Annotated in this window: 1 protein-coding gene and 1 pseudogene; both read right to left on the bottom strand. The window is 68.3% G+C overall.

Features of this window, described 5'->3' with window-relative positions; translation table 11 throughout:
- Window positions 1-1,081 (bottom strand): CHASE3 domain-containing protein (locus BLQ49_RS28775; protein WP_143012384.1); only part of this gene is annotated, 1,081 nt, incomplete at its 3' end.
- A 115-nt stretch (window positions 1,082-1,196) separates the two neighbouring features.
- Window positions 1,197-1,507, bottom strand: a pseudogene (locus BLQ49_RS28770) (methyl-accepting chemotaxis protein); the annotation flags it as partial.

Genomic DNA, 1,507 nt, shown 5'->3' with positions numbered 1-1,507 from the left:
GCTCGGCCGAGGACGACAGCTCCTGAGATCCCGCCGACACGTTACCGGCCGCGGAACTCGCCTCGGTCACCACCGCCCGCAGCTTCTCCAGCATCTGCTCAAGGGCGATGCCGAGCACGTCCTGCTCGGACAGGCGCTGCGTCTCGACGGTCAGGTCCCCCGAGGCGATCGCGGTCGCGACGTTCGCGATCGCTTTCAGGTTCTCGGTCATCGCGCGGAGATTGCCCTCGACCTCGCTGCTGAGGCCGCCGAAATCCTGCGACAGCGTCTTGCTGAAATCGCCGACCGAGGCCGCCGCGAGGACGCCCGAGATCTCCCGGAAGGCCTGCTCCACCGCCTGGGCGGTTCCCTCGATCCGGCCGACCTCGTCCTGCCGCCCCGTGTCGAAGGGCGTGGCGAGATTCGCCAGGTTGGCGCTGATCCGGGTGACGGGCTTGGCAACGGTGCGGACCAGGATGAGCCCGATGGCGGCGGCGATCACCAGATTGGCGGCGATGCCAAGCAGGATCATCTGCGTCGACGTGTCGAAGGCTGCGTCCTGCGCGGTCCGGCGCGTCTCCATCAGCCCGGACTCGGTGCCGATGATCTGGCCGATCTCGCCGCGCAGGCCGTCCATCGCGGCCTTGCCGGTGCCGGCGATCTCGGCCTGCCGGGCGGCCTCGCGGGTCCGCGGATCGGCCATCTGGGCGATGCCCTTCTCGGCCACGCCGGTGTGCCAGGATTCGGCCAGACGGCGGACCGTGGCGAGCCGCTCCTGCTGGGCCGGATTGTCCGCCGTCAGGCCCTTGGCCTGCTGCCATGCGGTCTCGAACGCGGTCCAGCCCTTGCGGTAGGGGTCGAGGAACTTTTCGTCACCAGACAGGAGGAACCCGCGGTAGCCGGTCTCCTGATCGACCATGGCGGACATCGACCGGTTGGCGGCATCCATCACCTGGATGGTGTGATCCGTCCAATGCACCGACTGCCGGATCTCGGTCGATTTCCAGTAGACGACGCCGTTGATGCCGAGGCCAACCGCCAGCATCACGGCGAAGGCTAGAAACAGTTTCCGCGGTATCGAGATATTGTCGAATATCGTCATCGGTTAACCCTCCTGGGTTGACGTCTTGGAATGAAACATCGACCCGGGGGTCGCATCTTGTACGGGCTCCGGATGAGGCCGGAGCCGCCTTCACGGCCGCTCGCTTGGAGCGGCCTCAGGCGGCGCGGACGAACTCGGCGTCGCGGGCATCGCGGGCATCGCCCTCGCCCATGTCGAGGGCAAAGCCCGGCGACCCGGCCGCGCGTGCCTTCGCCTTCGGCGCGACCGCCTTGCCCGAGAGGGCTTTCGCCGCCACCGCCCGCAATTGCGGAACCACGGCTGCCACGTCCGACGCTGCCTCGATCCGGAAGTAGGCGATCGTCGCCTGCAACCGCTCCGCCTGCGCGGCCAGCTCCTCGGACGTCGCCGAGACCTGCTCGGACGCGCTCGCGTTCTGCTGGGTCACCTTGTCGAGCTGCTGGATCG

The sequence above is a fragment of the Methylobacterium phyllostachyos genome (genome assembly GCF_900103445.1).
Classification (GTDB): domain Bacteria; phylum Pseudomonadota; class Alphaproteobacteria; order Rhizobiales; family Beijerinckiaceae; genus Methylobacterium; species Methylobacterium phyllostachyos.
This window is presented reverse-complemented; position numbering and strand designations above follow the sequence as displayed.